13 protein-coding genes are annotated in these 17,612 nt (G+C 70.6%); 11 read left to right on the forward strand and 2 right to left on the reverse strand.

Annotated elements, in window-relative coordinates; translation table 11 throughout:
- The first annotated feature begins 90 nt into the window (after positions 1-90).
- The 5 genes from G5C60_RS19480 (at position 91) to obgE (ending at position 8,492) form a co-directional block, all read left to right on the forward strand.
- A complete protein-coding gene (locus tag G5C60_RS19480) occupies positions 91-4,356 on the forward strand; it encodes an Rne/Rng family ribonuclease (RefSeq protein WP_165260962.1) in 4,266 nt (1,421 codons plus the stop codon).
- Positions 4,357-4,793: 437 nt separating this feature from the next.
- Entirely contained in the window at positions 4,794-6,143 is a 1,350-nt protein-coding gene (locus G5C60_RS19485) for a phospholipase D-like domain-containing protein (protein WP_165260964.1), read from the forward strand.
- Positions 6,144-6,331: 188 nt separating this feature from the next.
- Positions 6,332-6,652 (forward strand): 50S ribosomal protein L21, encoded by a 321-nt coding sequence (gene rplU, locus G5C60_RS19490; protein WP_165260967.1) that lies wholly within the window; start codon positions 6,332-6,334, stop codon positions 6,650-6,652.
- A gap of 14 nt (positions 6,653-6,666) precedes the next feature.
- Positions 6,667-6,921: a 50S ribosomal protein L27 gene (gene rpmA / locus G5C60_RS19495; RefSeq protein WP_006374707.1), complete on the forward strand. Its 255-nt coding sequence runs from the start codon at positions 6,667-6,669 to the stop codon at positions 6,919-6,921.
- 134 nt (positions 6,922-7,055) lie between these two features.
- Positions 7,056-8,492, forward strand: a complete 1,437-nt coding sequence (obgE, locus tag G5C60_RS19500) for a GTPase ObgE (RefSeq protein WP_165260969.1) — start codon at positions 7,056-7,058, stop codon at positions 8,490-8,492.
- A gap of 237 nt (positions 8,493-8,729) precedes the next feature.
- Here the strand turns inward: obgE and G5C60_RS19505 are convergent, their stop codons facing one another.
- Entirely contained in the window at positions 8,730-10,817 is a 2,088-nt protein-coding gene (locus G5C60_RS19505; RefSeq protein WP_165260972.1) for a hypothetical protein, read from the reverse strand.
- A gap of 368 nt (positions 10,818-11,185) precedes the next feature.
- On the opposite strand from G5C60_RS19505, the gene proB reads away from it, so the two are divergent.
- From proB to G5C60_RS19530, 5 genes are all read left to right on the forward strand, one after another.
- The gene (gene proB / locus G5C60_RS19510; RefSeq protein ID WP_165260974.1) at positions 11,186-12,292 is read left to right on the forward strand and encodes a glutamate 5-kinase; all 1,107 of its coding nucleotides are present in this window, start codon (positions 11,186-11,188) and stop codon (positions 12,290-12,292) included.
- 149 nt (positions 12,293-12,441) lie between these two features.
- Entirely contained in the window at positions 12,442-12,906 is a 465-nt protein-coding gene (locus tag G5C60_RS19515; protein ID WP_420907389.1) for a hypothetical protein, read from the forward strand.
- Between the two features lie 61 nt (positions 12,907-12,967).
- Positions 12,968-14,254 carry a glutamate-5-semialdehyde dehydrogenase gene (locus G5C60_RS19520; protein ID WP_165260977.1) on the forward strand — a complete coding sequence of 429 codons (1,287 nt, stop codon included), beginning with the start codon at positions 12,968-12,970 and terminating at the stop codon, positions 14,252-14,254.
- A gap of 166 nt (positions 14,255-14,420) precedes the next feature.
- Entirely contained in the window at positions 14,421-15,014 is a 594-nt protein-coding gene (locus G5C60_RS19525) for an SCO2584 family spore wall biosynthesis protein (protein ID WP_165260980.1), read from the forward strand.
- Between the two features lie 55 nt (positions 15,015-15,069).
- A complete protein-coding gene (locus G5C60_RS19530) occupies positions 15,070-16,137 on the forward strand; it encodes an SCO2583 family membrane protein (RefSeq protein WP_165260983.1) in 1,068 nt (355 codons plus the stop codon).
- 91 nt (positions 16,138-16,228) lie between these two features.
- Here G5C60_RS19530 and G5C60_RS19535 read toward each other — a convergent pair whose 3' ends face one another.
- Complete coding sequence (locus G5C60_RS19535; protein WP_165260986.1) at positions 16,229-17,332, reverse strand: M48 family metallopeptidase; 1,104 nt, start codon at positions 17,330-17,332, stop codon at positions 16,229-16,231.
- An 89-nt stretch (positions 17,333-17,421) separates the two neighbouring features.
- Between G5C60_RS19535 and G5C60_RS19540 the strand changes: the two genes are divergently transcribed.
- Positions 17,422-17,574 carry a hypothetical protein gene (locus G5C60_RS19540; protein WP_165260989.1) on the forward strand — a complete coding sequence of 51 codons (153 nt, stop codon included), beginning with the start codon at positions 17,422-17,424 and terminating at the stop codon, positions 17,572-17,574.
- Positions 17,575-17,612 lie beyond the last annotated feature (38 nt).

Here is a 17,612-nt window from a genome sequence, read left to right on the forward strand (position 1 = left end):
GCCCCGGACGGCGGCACCGCGCATCGCGCGAGCCGCGGACGTCACCGGATCAGGTGCGGCGCCCGGGAGCCTGACGGGAGATCCACCCGCATGCACGAGCCGAACGAACCCACTGAGGGTTCCCAGAACAACACCCCCAGCGACACCTTGCCGCCACGTCGGCGCCGTCGCGGCGCGTCCCGCCCCGCGGGCCCGCCCGCCGCGACGTCCGAGACCGCGGCTGAGACCACGGCACCGGCCATACCGCCGGTTACCTCCGCCGATCTTGCGGCGGAGGAGCCGGAGAAGACGGCAGCGACCTCTGAGCCGGTCGTTGCCCACGAGACGGCTGTGGCCGCCGAGGCGGTGGCTGCTGAGGAGACTTCAGCCGAGGCCGCCGCCACGGGCGACGAGCCCGCGGCTGCCGCCGCCCCGGCTGCGGACGAGTCGGCGCCGACCGAGACCACCGTGCCCGCTGAGGCCACTGCTTCTGCCGCTGCCGCCGCCCCTGCCGAGGCGGTGCCCGCCGCGGCCGAGGCCGCGTCTGCCGGGCGTACGCGTCGTCGTGCGACGCGTCGTGCCTCCGCTCCGGCCGGTGCGCCCGAGGCCGCCGAGGCCGCGGAAGCCGTAGTGCCCGCGTCCACGTCGGGCGACGAGATCGCGGCGCCCGAGACGGGTGCCGCCGCCGAGGCCCCGGCTTCGGCCGCCCCGGCCGTCGAGGAGCCCGCGGCCGAGGCAGCCGCTCCCGGTGAGACCGCCGCATCCGCGGCTGCCGAAGCTGCCGAGGCGGAGCCCGCCGTCGCCGAGGCCGCGTCTGCCGGGCGTACGCGCCGTCGTGCGACGCGTCGTGCCTCCGCTCCGGCCGGTGCGCCCCAGGCGGCCGAGGCCGCCGACAGCGCGGCCTCCACGACTGCCGCGCCCGTCGCCGAGACGGCACAGACCACCACCGAGCCGCAGACCGAGCCCGCCGCTGTCGCCGAGCCGGAGCAGACCACCGAGACCGAGGGCACCGCCCCGCGTCGTACGCGCCGTCGCGCCACACGCCGCGCCGCCGCGCCCGCAGGCGCGCCGACCGCCGAGGCGGAGCCCACCGCGGCCGCCGACGCCGAGGCCGCTGTCCGTGACGAGCGCAGGGAGGCCCCCGTGGCCGCTGCCGAGACCGACCAGATCTCCGCCACCGAGCCGGAGACCACCGAGACCGACCAGGCCCCGGCCACCGAGCCGAAGGCCGCCGCCGAGGACGCCGCCCCGCGTCGTGCGCGGCGTCGGGCCACCCGTAAGGCGGCCGGCGGCTTCGCCGAGCCCGCGCGGAAGACTCCCGAGGAGAAGCAGGCCGAGGAAGAGGCCGCGAAGCCGCCCGCGCGGCCCGCTGTCGCCGTCTTCCAGGCGCCCGTGTTCACCGAGCCGATGTTCCAGACGCCGGAGCGCGCGGCGGCTGCCGCCGCTGCCGAGGCCGCGGAGGACTCGGAGGACGCGGAAGACACAGAGGACACGCAGGACGTCACCGAGACGGCGGCCCCGGAGCCCGTCGAGGAGGAGACCGGGCCGCGTCGGCGCCGTCGCCGCAGGGGCGCGGCCGAGGAGCCCGCCGAGACGGCTGAGACGCCCGAGACCCCCGAGGCTGAGGAAGAGGGCGACGAGTCCGAGGAGACCGGCTCGCGTCGTCGCCGTCGCCGCGGTGGCCGTCGGCGTCGCCGGGGCGAGAACGCCGAGGCGGAGGGCGAGGCCTCGGAGAACGAGGAGATCGCCGCCGAGCAGGCGGCCCAGGACGCCGAGGACACCGCCGAGCAGGCCGAAGAGGACGCTCAGGACGAGCGCGAGGAGTCCGGCGGCTCCGCCAGCAGCCGTCGCCGTCGTCGCCGCCGTCGCCGTGCCGGAGACGCGCCCGTCGAGGCCGAGCCGAGCGACGGCGACCCCGAGCGCACGGTCGTCAAGGTCCGCGAGCCCCGTCCCCTGCGGGAAAAGGGTGCCGAACCGTCCGACGAGGTGCAGTCCATCAAGGGCTCGACCCGTCTGGAGGCCAAGAAGCAGCGCCGCCGCGAAGGCCGCGAGCAGGGCCGCCGCCGGGTGCCGATCATCACCGAGGCCGAGTTCCTGGCCCGCCGCGAGGCCGTAGAGCGCGTGATGGTCGTCCGGCAGAACGGCGACCGTACGCAGATCGGCGTACTCGAGGACGACGTGCTCGTGGAGCACTACGTCAACAAGGAGCAGTCGACCTCGTACGTCGGCAACGTCTACCTGGGCAAGGTCCAGAACGTACTGCCGTCGATGGAGGCTGCCTTCATCGACATCGGCAAGGGACGTAACGCCGTCCTGTACGCCGGTGAGGTCAACTTCGAGGCGCTGGGAATGGCCAACGGCCCGCGGCGTATCGAGACCGCCCTCAAGTCCGGCCAGTCGGTCCTCGTGCAGGTCACGAAGGACCCGATCGGCCACAAGGGCGCGCGTCTGACCAGCCAGGTGTCGCTGCCGGGCCGCTACCTGGTCTACGTCCCCGAGGGGTCGATGACCGGTATCAGCCGCAAGCTGCCCGACACCGAGCGCGCCCGTCTGAAGACCATCCTCAAGAAGATCGTCCCCGAGGACGCGGGCGTCATCGTGCGCACCGCCGCCGAGGGCGCGAGCGAGGACGAGCTGCGCCGTGACGTCGAGCGGCTGCAGGCGCAGTGGGAGGACATCCAGAAGAAGGCGAAGAGCGGCAACGCCCCGAGCCTGCTGTACGGCGAGCCGGACATGACCGTCCGCGTCGTGCGCGACATCTTCAACGAGGACTTCACCAAGGTCATCGTCAGCGGCGGCGAGGCCTGGGAGACCATCCACGGATACGTCTCCCATGTCGCCCCCGACCTGAACGAGCGTCTGCAGAAGTGGACGAGCGAGGTCGACGTCTTCGCGTCGTACCGGATCGACGAGCAGCTGATGAAGGCGCTGGACCGCAAGGTCTGGCTGCCGAGCGGCGGTTCGCTGGTGATCGACAAGACCGAAGCGATGATCGTGATCGACGTCAACACCGGCAAGTTCACCGGTCAGGGCGGCAACCTCGAAGAGACCGTGACCAGGAACAACCTGGAGGCGGCCGAGGAGATCGTGCGCCAGCTGCGGCTGCGCGACCTGGGCGGCATCGTCGTCATCGACTTCATCGACATGGTCCTGGAGTCCAACCGGGACCTGGTGCTGCGGCGTCTGCTGGAGTGCCTGGGCCGCGACCGTACGAAGCACCAGGTCGCCGAGGTCACCTCGCTGGGTCTCGTGCAGATGACCAGGAAGCGTGTCGGCCAGGGCCTGCTGGAGTCGTTCTCCGAGACGTGCGTCCACTGCAACGGCCGTGGCGTCATCGTGCACATGGAGCAGCCGACTGCCGCGGGAGGCGGCGGCAAGCGCAAGAAGCGTGCGCGTGCCGGTGCCGAGCCCCTGCCCGAGCAGGTCCCCGCTCCGGCCATAGAGGCTGTCGAGACCGCCGAGGAGGAAGCCGAGACCGAGGCGGAGATCGCCGCCGAGGCCGCCGCTCCCGTCGCGCTGGCCGAGCCCGCCTTCGTACCGGACGAGGAGCTGTACAGCAGCGCCGCCGAGGCGGAGGCCGCGGCCACCCGTGGTGGCCGTTCGCGGCGCCGGGCCAGCCGGCGTGCGTCGGCACCGGCGGGTGCGCCGAGGTCCGAGTCCCGCAGGCCCGAGGGCAGGGACGAGGTCCCGACGGCCCAGTCCGTGACGGCCGATGACGAGGCCGCGCGCGCCGTGCAGCCGGAGCCGGCCGCCGTCGCGCAGGCGGAGCCCGTGGCCGCCGAGGACCCGGTCGTCGAGGCGTCGGCTGCGGAGGCTCCAGTCGCCGAGGAGGCCGCGCCCAAGGGCCGTACGCGTCGTCGGGCGACCCGCAAGGTCTCCGCGCCGGCCGGTTCGCCGAAGGCGGCAGAGGAGGCCGTGGTGACGGTCACCGAGCCGGTCGCGGCACCCGTCGCCGAGCCTCAGGCCGAGCAGGTCGCCGAGCGGCCCGAGCCGCAGCCCGAGCCGACCGCCGACGCGGCGCCGGCCCGCCCGCGCCGCCGTGCGGTGCGCAAGGCCACCGCGCCGACCGCGCCGGAGGAGACGGCTGTGGTGGTCGTCCCGTCGACGCCGCCGGAGGCCGCCGAGGCGCCCGCCGAGGCCCCGGCCGAGGACGAGGCTCCGGCCAAGAAGACGGCCCGTAAGACGGCCAAGAAGGCGACCGCGAAGAAGGCCGCGGCGAAGAAGACGACGGCCAAGAAGACGGCCGCCAAGAAGACCACGGCCAAGAAGGCGGCGAAGACAGCCAAAACGGCCGCGAAGTCGACGGCGAAGAAGACCGCGGCGGCTGAGCAGACTCCGTCGTCGTCCACCGTCACGGCGGCGACCGACGAGGACTGAACCGCTAAGCGCTCAGCTGGAAGAACGGTGATGCTGTATCGACATGCGGCTCCGCCGCGGGTGCGGGCCGGTGGGGGCTGGTCGCTCCCCCACTCTCGGCTTCGCTCGAGCGGGGGGACCCCCATCGCGGCGGAGCCGCAAATTGATACAGCCCCGCGCCCCTTACGGGGCGCGGTAGACCGACAACCCGATGCCCCCTGACCGGCGGAGAACCCGCCGGTCAGGGGGCATCGGCGTACTCGACTCCGTACCCCGACTTTCTTGAGGTCCGCCCGATTTACCATGCGGTGGCGTGATTTCGGCGGCATCTCGTGTCTCATAATCACCCCCCGCCTCTTGGAACGCGATCGACCTCCTGTAAAACTCATGCGGTCATAGACATGAACACGCGGGTGCGCGTTGGGGAGAACGCTCGCTCGTGTCAGGGAGGGGATCACATGGCTCGCGTGCGCCTGAAAGGCAGTGGGCGGCACCGTGCCGTGAAGCCGGTCAAGGGCGGACGGCAGGCCGTGGCGCTGGCCACGGTGCTGTCCGCGGCGGGCGTCCAGGCCGTCACGACGGGAGGCGCCGCGCAGGCCGCGGGCAACCCGACCTGGACCGAGGGCCCGATCTTCAACAACCCGCTCGGCACCAGCGACGAACAGCTCGCCATCCGCACCCGGCTGATCGAGCTGACCAACGCGGCGCTGCCCGGCTCCACGATCAAGGTCGCCGTCTACCACGTCTGGGAGACCTCGGTCGTCAACGCGCTCGTCGCCGCCAAGAACCGCGGCGTGAACGTGCAGGTCCTCCTCGACGAGTCCAGCGTCAGCGACCGCCCCACCAACACCTCGTACGGCACGCTCGCCTCGGCGCTCGGCACCGACCGTACGAAGGGCTCGTACGTGACGACCTGCCCGGTGGACAAGTCCTGCCTCGGCGACCCGAAGTACGGGGCGTCGATCATGCACAACAAGTTCTGGCTGTTCTCGGCGGTCCAGGGCGCCACGAACGTGGTCGTGCAGACCACCTCGAACTCGACGCCGTCCGCGCACACCAAGTTCTTCAACGACGCGCTGCTGCTGCCGAACAACCCGACGATGTACGACGCGTACGCGGACTACTTCGACACGATGACCACGCGGGACTGGCAGTCCTGGCACTACCGCACCGTGAGCAACGGCCTCTACAAGGCGTACTTCTTCCCGCGGGCCGGCAACACCCGGGACACCGACACGGTGTACTCGGTGCTCAACAACGTCACGTGCAGGTACAAGGACAGCGCGGGCGTCACGCGGTCCACGATGGTCCGGGTGTCGATCTTCAAGCTCACCCGCATGGCGATCGCGGAGAAGCTGGTCTCGCTGAAGAAGGCGGGCTGCGGCGTCAGCATCGTGTACGCCGAGACGGACAGCGCGAAGAGCTCCGGCACCGCGGGCACCTGGGAGAAGCTGCACACCACCGGCGGGCCGACCGTGCGCTGCTACAACGACGACCGGGACCCGCTGAACCCCGGCGCGAAGCTGGCGACGCCGTACATCATCCACTCCAAGTACATCCTCATCGACGGCATGTACGACGGCGTCAGGAACAAGGTCAGCTTCACCGGCTCCGGGAACTACACGGGGCCCGCGCTGCGCGAGAACGACGAGTCGATCGTGAAGGTCGACGACGATGCCGTACACGACATGTACCGGGCCCACTTCGACCGGGTGATCAAGGTGGCCTACCCCGGCACGGCGGACACCACGGACCTGTGCAAGGGGGTCAAGCCGCTGCCGCCGGACGGTGAGAAGCCGACCACCTAGGCTCCACCCAGGCTCGGTTTGACCCTATGGCCTGGGCCACCGTAATCTTGACCCTCGGTGTGTCGTTCACTGACATGCCGCATTCCCGTAAACCTCTTCCTCCCGGTGGCTCGCGCCCCGGGAGAGGCCGCTTGCGCTGCCGGTGGCTGGACTGCGGGGATTCCGAATCGAGCGAGAGAGAGATCCGCGTGTACGCCATCGTGCGCAGCGGTGGTCGCCAGCACAAGGTTGCTGTCGGCGACACCGTTGAGGTTGACAAGATTCCCACGGCCAAGGTCGGCGACACCGTCGAGCTCTCGACGCTGCTCGTTGTCGACGGTGACGCCGTCACCAGCGACCCGTGGGTGCTTGCCGGCATCAAGGTCCAGGCCGAGGTCGTGGACCACCACAAGGGCGCGAAGATCGACATCCTTCGCTACAAGAACAAGACCGGCTACCGCCGTCGTCAGGGCCACCGCCAGCAGTACACGGCGATCAAGGTCACTGAGATCCCCGCGGCTGCGAAGTAAGGGACTGAGGAGAGATGGCACACAAGAAGGGCGCATCGTCCACCCGGAACGGTCGCGACTCCAATGCTCAGCGGCTCGGCGTGAAGCGCTTCGGCGGTCAGGTCGTCAACGCCGGTGAGATCCTGGTCCGCCAGCGTGGCACCCACTTCCACCCCGGCGCGAGCGTCGGCCGTGGCAAGGACGACACGCTGTTCGCGCTGGCCGCCGGTGCGGTCGAGTTCGGTACGCACCGTGGCCGCAAGGTCGTGAACATCGTTCCGGTCGCCTGACCGGATCTTTCGCGAGGCGGACCTCACTTCCCGTACGGGAAGCGGGTCCGCCTTTCGCGTGTTTCAACTGAGCAGGGATTTCTGAGCGGAGATTTCTGCGTAGAGATTTCCGTACGTAACTGGAGGCACATCCCATGACCACCTTCGTGGACCGCGTCGAGCTGCACGTCGCCGCGGGTAGCGGAGGCCACGGCTGTGCCTCCGTACACCGGGAGAAGTTCAAGCCGCTGGGCGGCCCCGACGGCGGCAACGGCGGCCGTGGCGGTGACGTGATCCTGGTCGTCGACCAGTCCGTCACGACTCTCCTCGACTACCACCACTCCCCGCACCGCAAGGCCACCAACGGCAAGCCCGGTGAGGGCGGCAACCGGTCGGGCAAGGACGGGCAGGACCTGATCCTGCCGGTTCCGAACGGCACGGTGGTGCTGGACAAGGCGGGCAACGTGCTCGCGGACCTGGTCGGGCACGGTACGGCGTACGTGGCCGCGCAGGGTGGCCGTGGCGGTCTCGGCAACGCGGCGCTGGCCTCGGCCCGTCGCAAGGCGCCCGGGTTCGCGCTGCTCGGCGTGCCCGGTGACCTTCAGGACATCGTCCTGGAGCTGAAGACGGTCGCGGACGTGGCGCTGGTCGGCTACCCGAGTGCGGGCAAGTCGTCCCTGATCTCCGTCCTGTCGGCCGCCAAGCCGAAGATCGCGGACTATCCCTTCACGACCCTGGTGCCCAACCTCGGTGTGGTGACGGCGGGTGCGACGGTCTACACGATCGCGGACGTGCCCGGGCTGATTCCCGGGGCGAGCCAGGGCAAGGGCCTGGGCCTGGAGTTCCTGCGCCATGTCGAACGCTGCTCGGTCCTGGTCCACGTACTCGACACCGCCACACTCGAATCGGACCGCGACCCGGTCTCCGACCTCGACATCATCGAGGAGGAGCTGAAGCAGTACGGCGGCCTCGGCGACCGCCCGCGCGTCGTCGTCCTCAACAAGATCGACGTGCCGGACGGCAAGGACCTGGCGGAGATGGTGCGCCCGGACCTGGAGGCTCGGGGCTACCGGGTCTTCGAGGCGTCGGCGGTGGCGCACACGGGCCTCAAGGAGCTGTCGTTCGCGCTCGCCGACCTGGTGGCGAAGTCCCGCGCGGCGAAGCCGCAGGAGGAGGCGACGCGGATCGTTATCCGCCCGAAGGCGGTGGACGACGCGGGCTTCTCGGTCGTACGCGAGGAGGACGGTCTCTTCCGGGTACGCGGCGAGAAGCCCGAACGCTGGGTCCGCCAGACCGACTTCAGCAACGACGAGGCCGTCGGCTACCTCGCCGACCGCCTCAGCCGCCTCGGCGTCGAGGACGAGCTGATGAAGGCGGGCGCCCGCACGGGTGACGGCGTTGCCATCGGTCCCGAGGAGAACGCCGTCGTCTTCGACTGGGAGCCCACGGTCATGGCCGGTGCGGAGATGCTCGGTCGCCGGGGCGAGGACCACCGTTTCGAGGCTCCTCGGCCCGCCGTTACGCGTCGCCGCGAGAGGCAGGCGGAGCGGGACGAGTCGGAGAAGGAGTTCGACGACTTCGAGCCGTTCTAACACGCCTTCGGGGCTGGTGGGTTCGGTTCGCGGGCGGCTGCGGGTCGGTTGTGGCTGGTCGCGCAGTTCCCCGCGCCCCTAAAAGACGGGGCTGCGCCCCTGTCTTTTGTCTTTAGGGGCGCGGGGAACTGCGCGATCAACCCACCACGACCCGCAGCCGAAAACGCACCCCACCCAAACGAGGGGCCCCGGAGAACACCCGGGGCCCCTCGTCACATGCTCAGCCGACGGCAGTCGCTACGCGTTGACCGAGTCCTCCGCCTCGGTCGGGTCCTGGGCCGATTCCTCGGCCGCTTCTGTGGCTGCTGTGGAGCGGGGGGAGGGGACTCCCGAGGCCAGGCGGGACTCCATGCGGACGCGGCGCTCGTCGGCCTTGTCGCAGAGGGAGGCGATGGCGGTGTTGAAGCGGGCCAGGGACGGGGGGTCGGAGGGGCCCAGCAGGTGTTCCTTGAGTTCGGCGCGGGCTGCCGTGAAGCGGTCCTTCTCCGGGTGGCGTACGGACTCCAGGAGGGCCGGGACGCCGTCCGCCTCGGGGGTGAGGATGACGCCCGCGGACACCGTCGGGAAGTACTCGCGGAAGGCCTCCTCAGGCATCCCCGAGGTGTTGGCGACCGCGTACGGCTTCTCGCTCGACAGCCAGTCGGAGACCACCGAGGAGACATCGCTGATCAGCAGGTCCGCCTGGTTGAAGCAGGCGAAGATCGCGGGGCGCGCGTCCGTGATGATCTGGTGCTCCCACTCCGGGAACGACGCCCAGTACGCCTTCTCCCAGGCCACCGTGGCCTCGGCGATGGCCGCGTCACGGTCGCCCCGCGGCGTGCCCTGGAGCAGCATGCGCTCCATCTCGTCCGCGCCGGGCCGGAAGGAGGTCGAGGTCAGCCGGTCCAATTCAGCGGTACGGCGCGCCAGTTCGGCCGCCGCCTCCGCGTCAGGGCGGGCCCCCGACCGCTTGGCGTTGGCCTCGCGGATCATCGCCTTGATGCGCTCGTTCGCGGCACCCGCACGCGGGTCGACGGAACCGGTCAGCGGGTGCGGCTTGTAGAGGAGGCGTACGCCTTCGTCCGCGAGCAGCTGCCGCACCATGTTCTCGCCGGCCAGGACCACCGAGGTGTTGCCGGGGTTCCCGTCCCAGCCCTCCCACGTGGGGGCGTACAGCACGGTCGTGTACGGACCGGTGGGCGGGCCCGCGTACGGCCGGATCGGCGCCAGCTGCGGGCGGCCGACCTCCACGATGTCCTTGTCCTCGACGCCGACCTCGGCCATCGCGTACCGCTCGCGGGCCGCGGGCCCGGCCACCCACACCTCGTCGTACGCCTTCGCGTACGGGTTGACGGAGGACAGCTTGTCGCTCTCGCCGTGGTTGATGAAGGCGTGCTTGATGGTGGGGATGCGCAGCACCTGCGAGGTCTTCGCGGCGTTGGCCGGGTGCAGCATCATCTTCAGCGTCGAGTTCTCCAGCGAGAACATCGTCGACACCTTCGGGAAGCAGATGATCGGCACGTCCGTCGCGTCGATCTTCTGCACCATGAACCGCTCACGCAGCACGATCAGCGGCTTCGCGTCCAAAGAGGCCAGCGTGGAGAGCCACATGTTCGCCTGGTACGCGGAGGTCGTACCGCCCGAGAAGTACATGCCGACCGTCGGCCGGTAGCCGGCCAGCCACTTGTCCAGCCACTGCATGACCTTCTGCTCGCTCTTGGCGCGCTTCTTGGGCAGCAGCCAGGTGGCGAGGTACGCCGTGCCGCCGCCGACCAGCGCGAGGGCGACGCCGACACCGATACCGCCCCAGTACCCGTCCGTCGTGGCCGCCGTGACCAGCAGACCGATCGTGGTCGGCACGGAGAAGACGAGCAGCCGGTGGCTCTGACGGCGGGCCAGAATGCGCGGCGGCGCGGCGGTCAGGTGCAGCGTGGACGCGTCGATGTTGCGGGTGACGATCGGCAGCGTACGGGTGCGGCGGACCAGGACCGCGGCAGCCTGGCAGGCGAAGTGCAGGGCGTAGAAGGCGCACAGGGCGACAAGGAGCGGCGCCTGCTCGCTCGTCGGGTCGATGCCGTCGATCCGCAGGAGCCCCACCAGGATCAGCATGTCGCGCAGCAACTGCCGGACCGTGACGTCGAAACGTACCTTGCCCAGCAGCGCGAGCAGCCCGGGATTCCGGTACTGCAGATATACGTCCAGGGCGAGGCCCGCCGCGCTCGCGGCGATGAACACCGGGACGTTCGGCAGCAGCGCGGAGATGATCTGGGCCGTGAAGAGCGCGAACATCGACAGCAGCGCGGAGAGCTGTGTGATGCGGCGAGGGGAGAGTCCGGCGGAGGGCACGGAATGGGCTCCTGCGAGGAATGCGGTGGATGGGGGGAACGGGAGGTAGGGGCCGCGTAAAGCCCCGTACAACAGCCCCTTACAGCAGAGGCTGACCCCTGACCGTATGACTAGTGCGGCCCGCCAAGCAATCTTCCGTAGGAGCTATCACTGGATATCGGATGAAACCGCAGTGAACCTATGGGGTGCGAGGTCCGTCTGCCTGTCATCACCCGGCGTGTCCGCCACTCGAAACGCGGCGGCGTCCGCCGTCCGTATTCACGTAGATTGCACGGACCGGGCTGGTCGGAACATTGGGGAACAGCGTGTCAGCGGCAAGGCAGGCAGGGCAGGCGACTGGGCAAGCAGGGCAGGCGACCAGGCAGGCCGTGGCGGAAGCCCGCAGGATCGTCGTCAAGGTGGGTTCCTCCTCCCTGACCACCGCGTCGGGAGGCCTCGACGCGGACCGTGTGGACGCCCTGGTGGACGTACTCGCCAAGGGCCGCAGTGGCGGGGAGAGGGAGATCGTCCTCGTCTCCTCCGGTGCCATCGCCGCCGGTCTCGCCCCGCTGGGCCTGCGCCGCCGCCCCAAGGACCTGGCCCGGCAGCAGGCCGCCGCAAGCGTCGGGCAGGGCCTGCTCGTCGCCCGCTACACGGCGTCCTTCGCGCGGTACGGCGTCCGCGTCGGCCAAATCCTGCTCACCAGCGACGACATGAGCCGCCGCGCCCACCACCGCAACGCCCAGCGCACCCTCGACAAGCTCCTCGCCATGGGCGCCCTGCCGATCGTCAACGAGAACGACACGGTCGCCACCGACGAGATCCGCTTCGGCGACAACGACCGGCTCGCCGCGCTCGTCGCCCATCTCGTACGCGCCGACCTGCTGGTCCTGCTCTCCGACGTGGACGGGGTCTACGACGGCGACCCCAGCAGGCCCGGTACGTCGCGGATCGCGGAGGTACGCGCTCCGGCGGACCTCGCGCACGTCGAGATCGGCAGCGCGGGCCGGGCCGGCGTCGGCACCGGCGGCATGGTCACCAAGGTCGAGGCCGCCCGGATCGCGGCGGCGGCCGGCATCCCGGTCGTCCTCACCTCCGCCGTGCACGCGGCCGACGCCCTCACGGGCCGGGACACCGGTACGCACTTCCACGCCACAGGACGCCGCTCCGCCGACCGGCTGCTGTGGCTCCAGCACGCGTCCACCCCGCAGGGCGCTCTGACGCTCGACGACGGGGCGGTGCGCGCGGTCGTCGAGCGGCGCACGTCGCTGCTGCCCGCGGGCATCGCGGCGGTCGAGGGCGAATTCGTCGCCGGTGACCCCGTCGAGCTGCGCGACAGCACGGGCCGGGCGGTCGCGCGCGGGCTGGTCAACTTCGACGCCAAGGAGATCCCGCAACTCATCGGCCGCTCCACCCGCGAGCTGGCCCGCGAGCTGGGCCCCGCGTACGAACGCGAGGTCGTACACAGGGACGATCTGGTGCTGCTGCACCCGTAAACGGCCGAAAGGGGCGGCTCTCGCAGGGGACGTTCCGTAAAACCGCCACACGAAGCCGCCCCGCCTGCTCAACTTTGTTTCAGGGAACCATGTCCGGGAGCCCCCGAGATTCAGTGATTCAGTAACCCATCGCATAAAAGGAGGCCGTCGTGAGACGAGTGCGCCCTGGGGCGACGTCCCGCGGTGGTGGCGCCTCCCGCGCGGCCGGTGAGGAGCGGGCCCTCACCAGCGTCGCGGCCGGAGACACGTACGAGGGTGAGGAACCGAAGGACCTGCCGCGGCTGTGGCACGTCACGCTGAGCGTCTCGGGCGGCGAGGCCCCGCTGAACGAGGTCAGGCGATCGCTCGAACAGCTCGCCCACGACCACCCCTTTCTGCTGACCAGCCGGTACGCGTCCGACCACGCGGAGATCCGCTACTGGGAGGAGGCCCGCGACCTGCACGACGCGGCGGCGGTCGCACTGCGCCTGTGGGGCGAGCACCGGCAGACCGCGAAGCTGCCGCCCTGGGAGATCGTCGGCCTGGAGGTCATCGACCGCGAGACCTACCACCAGCGCATCGCCGAGGGCTACGGCCCGCAGCCGGCGACGCCCGTGGGCGTTCACCCTTTTTGAGCCTGTCTCGGGGTGTGGAACACCGGCTGGACGGTGGCCCCGAGCGCATTACGCTGCTCACATGACCACGCTCTCGCCGTACGACTCGATGACCCCGGTCACCCAGGCCGCCTACCGCGCGAAGTCCGCCGCCGCCGACCTCGCTCCGCTGCCACGGGCCGAGAAGGACGACGCGCTCCTCGCGATCGCGGACGCGCTGGAGGTCCGTACGAGCGAGATCGTCGAGGCCAACGCAAAGGACATCGCCCGCGCCCGCGAGGCCGGCACCAGCGACACCGTCATCGACCGGCTCACGCTCACACCCGAGCGGATCCGCGCCATCGCCTCCGACGTGCGTGACGTGGTGGCGCTGCCCGACCCCGTCGGCGAGGTCGTCCGGGGCTCGACCCTCCCGAACGGCATCGACCTGCGTCAGGTCCGCGTTCCGCTCGGTGTCGTCGGGATCATCTACGAGGCCCGGCCGAACGTCACGGTCGACGCCGCCGCGCTGTGCCTGAAGTCCGGCAACGCGGTGCTGCTGCGCGGCTCGTCCTCCGCGTACGAGTCCAACACCGCCCTCGTACGCGTCCTGCGCGACGCCGTCGGCGGCTCGGGCCTGCCCGCCGACGCCGTGCAGCTCGTACCGGGCGAGAACCGGGAATCCGTACGGGAGCTGATGCGCGCCCGCGGCCTGGTCGACGTACTGATCCCGCGTGGCGGCGCCTCCCTGATCCGTACCGTCGTGCAGGAGTCCATCGTCCCGGTCATCGAGACCGGCACCGGCAACTGTCACGTGTACGTCGACGCGCACGCCGACCTCGACATGGCGATCGAGATCCTGATCAACTCCAAGGCGCAGCGGCCCAGCGTGTGCAACGCCGCCGAGACGCTCCTCGTCCACCAGGACATCGCCCCCGAGTTCCTGCCGCGCGCCCTGGACGCCCTCGCCGACGCCGGGGTCACCGTGCACGCCGACGAGCGCGTGCTGGCGTACGCCAAGGGCTCCAAGGCCACCGTCGTGGAAGCCACGACCGACGACTGGGACACCGAGTACCTGTCGTACGACATCGCGGCCGCCGTCGTCGACTCGCTCGACAAGGCCGTGGCGCACATCCGGCTGTGGAGTTCCGGCCACACGGAGGCCATCGTCACCACCTCCCAGCCGGCGGCCCGCCGCTTCACCCAGCTGGTGGACTCCACGACGGTCGCCGTGAACGCGTCCACGCGCTTCACGGACGGCGGCCAGTTCGGCTTCGGCGCCGAGATCGGCATCTCCACGCAGAAGCTGCACGCGCGGGGCCCGATGGGGCTGCCGGAGCTGACGAGCACGAAGTACATCGTCACGGGCGATGGCCACATCCGCCGCTGAACGCTCCGCTGAGAGGGCGGGTTTGAAGCTGCGGGTTCGTTGTGGCCCTTCCCCGAGACCGCTCAGGTCCTGGCCCACCCGGCCTCGCTCGAAGAAGCCGTCTCGCCAGGTGGATGAATTTCCGTACCGTCTGCCCAAATTGACCCCTCAGGTCTACTCTGGATCTGTGCCGGAGGACGTGGGGGGCACGCCGTTTCCCGACGGCTGGGAGCCCGACGACGACCGCGACCGCGGAGGCTCGGACGAAGAGTTCGCCTCCGTGGTCTTCGACGAGGCCTTCGTACGGGCGGCCAGGGTCCACGAGCCGACCGCCGTCGAACGCCTCCTGGCCGCCGCGCAGGCCCGTGCGGAGGCCTCCGAGGCCGAGGCGCGCCGGGGGCGCACCAGAGGCGCACGCGGCGACGACGAGCGCTACGGAGACGGGTACGGACGCGACGGCCGTGGTGATTTCGGCCATGATCCGGACCTTGACGACCTGGACGACCGCGATGTCCTCCACGGCCGCTACGGACACCCGGGGGCGTACGGCAAACAGGCCCGCTGGCACCGCCCCGTCGCCTGGATGCTCGCCCTCGTGATGGGCATCGGCATGGTCGCCCTCGCCTTCACGGCGGTCTACCGGGGCGCCTCGTCCAGCCGCCAGGACCCGGGTCCGCAGGCCCCCGCCTCGACCGGCCTCGAGCAAGGAACCGGAACGGGCCCCTCGGCCTCCGCCGACTACTCTCAGCCACCCGCCACGGCGGTACCGCGCACGCCGTGAACTTGTCGTGTACAGCGGCGTTTACCTGAGGTCCAGGAGACCTACTCTCTAAGGTATGGGCGGGCTAGGAGACCCACCGGAGGGGACACCCGACGGCGCTCCCGGTGGTGGTGAGGAAGAGTACCGATCCGTCGTCTTCGACGAGTCGTTCGTCCGTGCTGCCCGTCTCCAGGAGTTCTCCGCGCAGGAGCGGATCGCCGACCACGCCCCGGCGGTACGGCGCCGCCCGCCGCTGCGCCGCGGCCTGTCCCGGCAGGCGCTGATCCTCGTCCTGCTGATCGCCGTCGCCTTCGGCACCGCGATCTACATGGGTGTGCGCCACCCGTACCAGACGCCCGCGGCGAAGCCGCCCGAGCCGCTGCGGATGACGGTGATACCCCTCGCGCCGCAGGGCGCGGTACCCGGCGCCGCCAACACGGAGCTGCTGTACGCGCGCAGCCCCGCCGACCAGTTCCGCATCGGCGCCGACGGCATCACGATGCCCGCATCCCGGCGCACCGCCCACTTCTCGGACAGCCAGGTCGTCACGGCCCTCACCACGGCGAAGGACTTCCTCGTCGAGTCCGCGCTCGACCCGGACGTCCTCACCGGCGGCGCCACCAGGCCCGTACGGATACTGCTTGACCCGCAGCAGCTCGACCAGTTCGACCAGAGCTTCGACCGCCCGGCCGCGGACGGGCGGCACGCGCCCACCGGCTGGCTGGTCCGCTTCGACCCCTCCCAGGCCCAGCTGGCCGACTCCAGGATCCGGGTGCAGGGCACGCTGCAGGCGGCCGAGACCGACTCCGACACTCTTGAGGTCACGGCCGACCACACCTTCGTCTACGCGCTGCGGCCGACCGGCTCGGACGACGGTGCCAAGGCCTCGCTGTTCACCGTGCGGCGCGAGCTGCACTTCCGGTTCGACCGCGACGACCTGCGGATGCGCCAGACCGAACTCGTCGTCTCGTATGTCCAGGCCGGGCCGCTCGCCTGTGCCGAGGACGCGACGAACCATCTGCGCCCGCTGCTCGCGGGGCAGACGGCCAAGGCGGGCGGACCGGCAGGCACCGACCCGTACGCGACGGGAAGTGCCACGGCGCTGTGCGGGTCGCTGGCGGCCAGTGCCCAGCCCAGGGTGTGACCCGGCCGGTTTCTGCCCGGCCGGTCCCATTTCCCTTTTATCCGGGTCTCTCTGTCCGGCCGGTCTTCGTCCGGCCGGCCTCAGATGGTGATCAGGCGCTTCCGTTGGGGCTCTCGTCGTCGGGGCCGTCGCCTCGCGGCTGGTCCTTGGGGGAGCCCGTGGCGAAGCCCCCGAACCCGCGCCGTACCCGTCCGCCGAGGTCGCCCGCGCCGCCCGCGATGTCGCTGACCAGCTTCATCAGCGGGTCCTTCGAACTCCGCACGTCACTGGCGTAGCTGGCCGCCGATTCGCGGAAGGAGTCCGTGACCTTGGTGTCGCCGTCCTCGCCGCGGCGCGGGTAGTGGCCGTCCATGATCCGCTGGTAGTCGCGGGACTCGGCCCACTTCTTCAGCTCGGCCGCCCGCACGGTGGTGAAGGGGTGGGAGCGGGGCATGACGTTCAGGATCTTGAGTACGGAGTCGCGGAGGTCGCCCCCGGCCTCGTACTCCTCGGCCTGCGCGAGGAACGCGTCCACGTTCATCTCGTGCAGGTGGTTGCCGCCCGCGATCTTCATCAGGCCGCGCATCGAGGCCTGCAGGTCCTGGCCGACCAGGAGTCCGGCGCGGTCCGCGGACAGCTCGGACTTGCGGAACCACTCGCGCAGGGCCGTCACGATGGCCATGATCGCGAGGTTGCCCAGCGGGATCCAGGCGACGCGGAGCGCGAGGCTGGTGAGGAAGAGCAGGATCGTGCGGTAGACGGAGTGGCCGGACAGGGCGTGGCCGACCTCGTGGCCGACGACCGCCCGCATCTCCTCCTCGTCGAGCAGTTCGACGAGGCCGGTGGTGACGACGATGATCGGCTCGTCCAGGCCGATGCACATCGCGTTCGGCTGCGGGTCCTGGTTGACGTACATCGGCGGGACCTTCTCCAGGTCCAGGATGTAGCAGGCGTCCCTCAGCATGTCGTTCAGGTGTGCGAACTGCGCGTCCGAGACCCGTACGGAATCGGACAGGAACAGCAGCCTCAGGCTGCGCTCCGGGAGCAGTCCGCTGAGCGCCTTGAACACCGTGTCGAAGCCGCTGAGCTTGCGCAGGGCGACCAGGGCCGAGCGGTCAGCGGGGTGTTCGTACGCCCGGGAGGAGATCCCCTCGAAGCGCCTGCGCTGCCTGCTCGGTACGTTCTCGTGGCTGTCGTCTGGCATGTGGTCCCCCATGCGTCTGGTTGCCCTCTGTGCCCCCAAGGCGGGGACCAGCCTAGGCGGAGATACCGTGGACTTGCAGTACAGCGAAGGAGTCGCACGCCATGGAGCACAACCCCCAAGCCTGGCTCGCCGAAGCAGCGAGCGCCGCGCAGCAGCAGGGGGCGGGGAATCTCCTCCGTGTCGTGCTGATCGTGATGGTCGTCGGCTGCGTTCTGGTCGCCTGGTTCCTGCTGCGCGGTTACAAAGACGACTGAGAACCGGATGAAGTTCCCCTGCGGCGGAGCCGACGTGA

The organism is Streptomyces scabichelini (assembly GCF_011045015.1).
In the GTDB taxonomy this organism is placed as follows: Bacteria; Actinomycetota; Actinomycetes; order Streptomycetales; family Streptomycetaceae; genus Streptomyces; species Streptomyces scabichelini.

Bases quoted from the DNA above. Each gene is read 5' to 3' on its own strand.
- G5C60_RS19480 (WP_165260962.1), top strand. From the start codon at position 91: ATGCACGAGCCGAACGAACCCACTGAGGGTTCCCAGAACAACACCCCC.
- G5C60_RS19485 (WP_165260964.1), top strand. From the start codon at position 4,794: ATGGCTCGCGTGCGCCTGAAAGGCAGTGGGCGGCACCGTGCCGTGAAG.
- rpmA (WP_006374707.1), top strand. From the start codon at position 6,667: ATGGCACACAAGAAGGGCGCATCGTCCACCCGGAACGGTCGCGACTCC.
- obgE (WP_165260969.1), top strand. From the start codon at position 7,056: ATGACCACCTTCGTGGACCGCGTCGAGCTGCACGTCGCCGCGGGTAGC.
- G5C60_RS19520 (WP_165260977.1), top strand. From the start codon at position 12,968: ATGACCACGCTCTCGCCGTACGACTCGATGACCCCGGTCACCCAGGCC.
- G5C60_RS19530 (WP_165260983.1), top strand. From the start codon at position 15,070: ATGGGCGGGCTAGGAGACCCACCGGAGGGGACACCCGACGGCGCTCCC.
- G5C60_RS19535 (WP_165260986.1), bottom strand. From the start codon at position 17,332: ATGGGGGACCACATGCCAGACGACAGCCACGAGAACGTACCGAGCAGG.
- G5C60_RS19540 (WP_165260989.1), top strand. From the start codon at position 17,422: ATGGAGCACAACCCCCAAGCCTGGCTCGCCGAAGCAGCGAGCGCCGCG.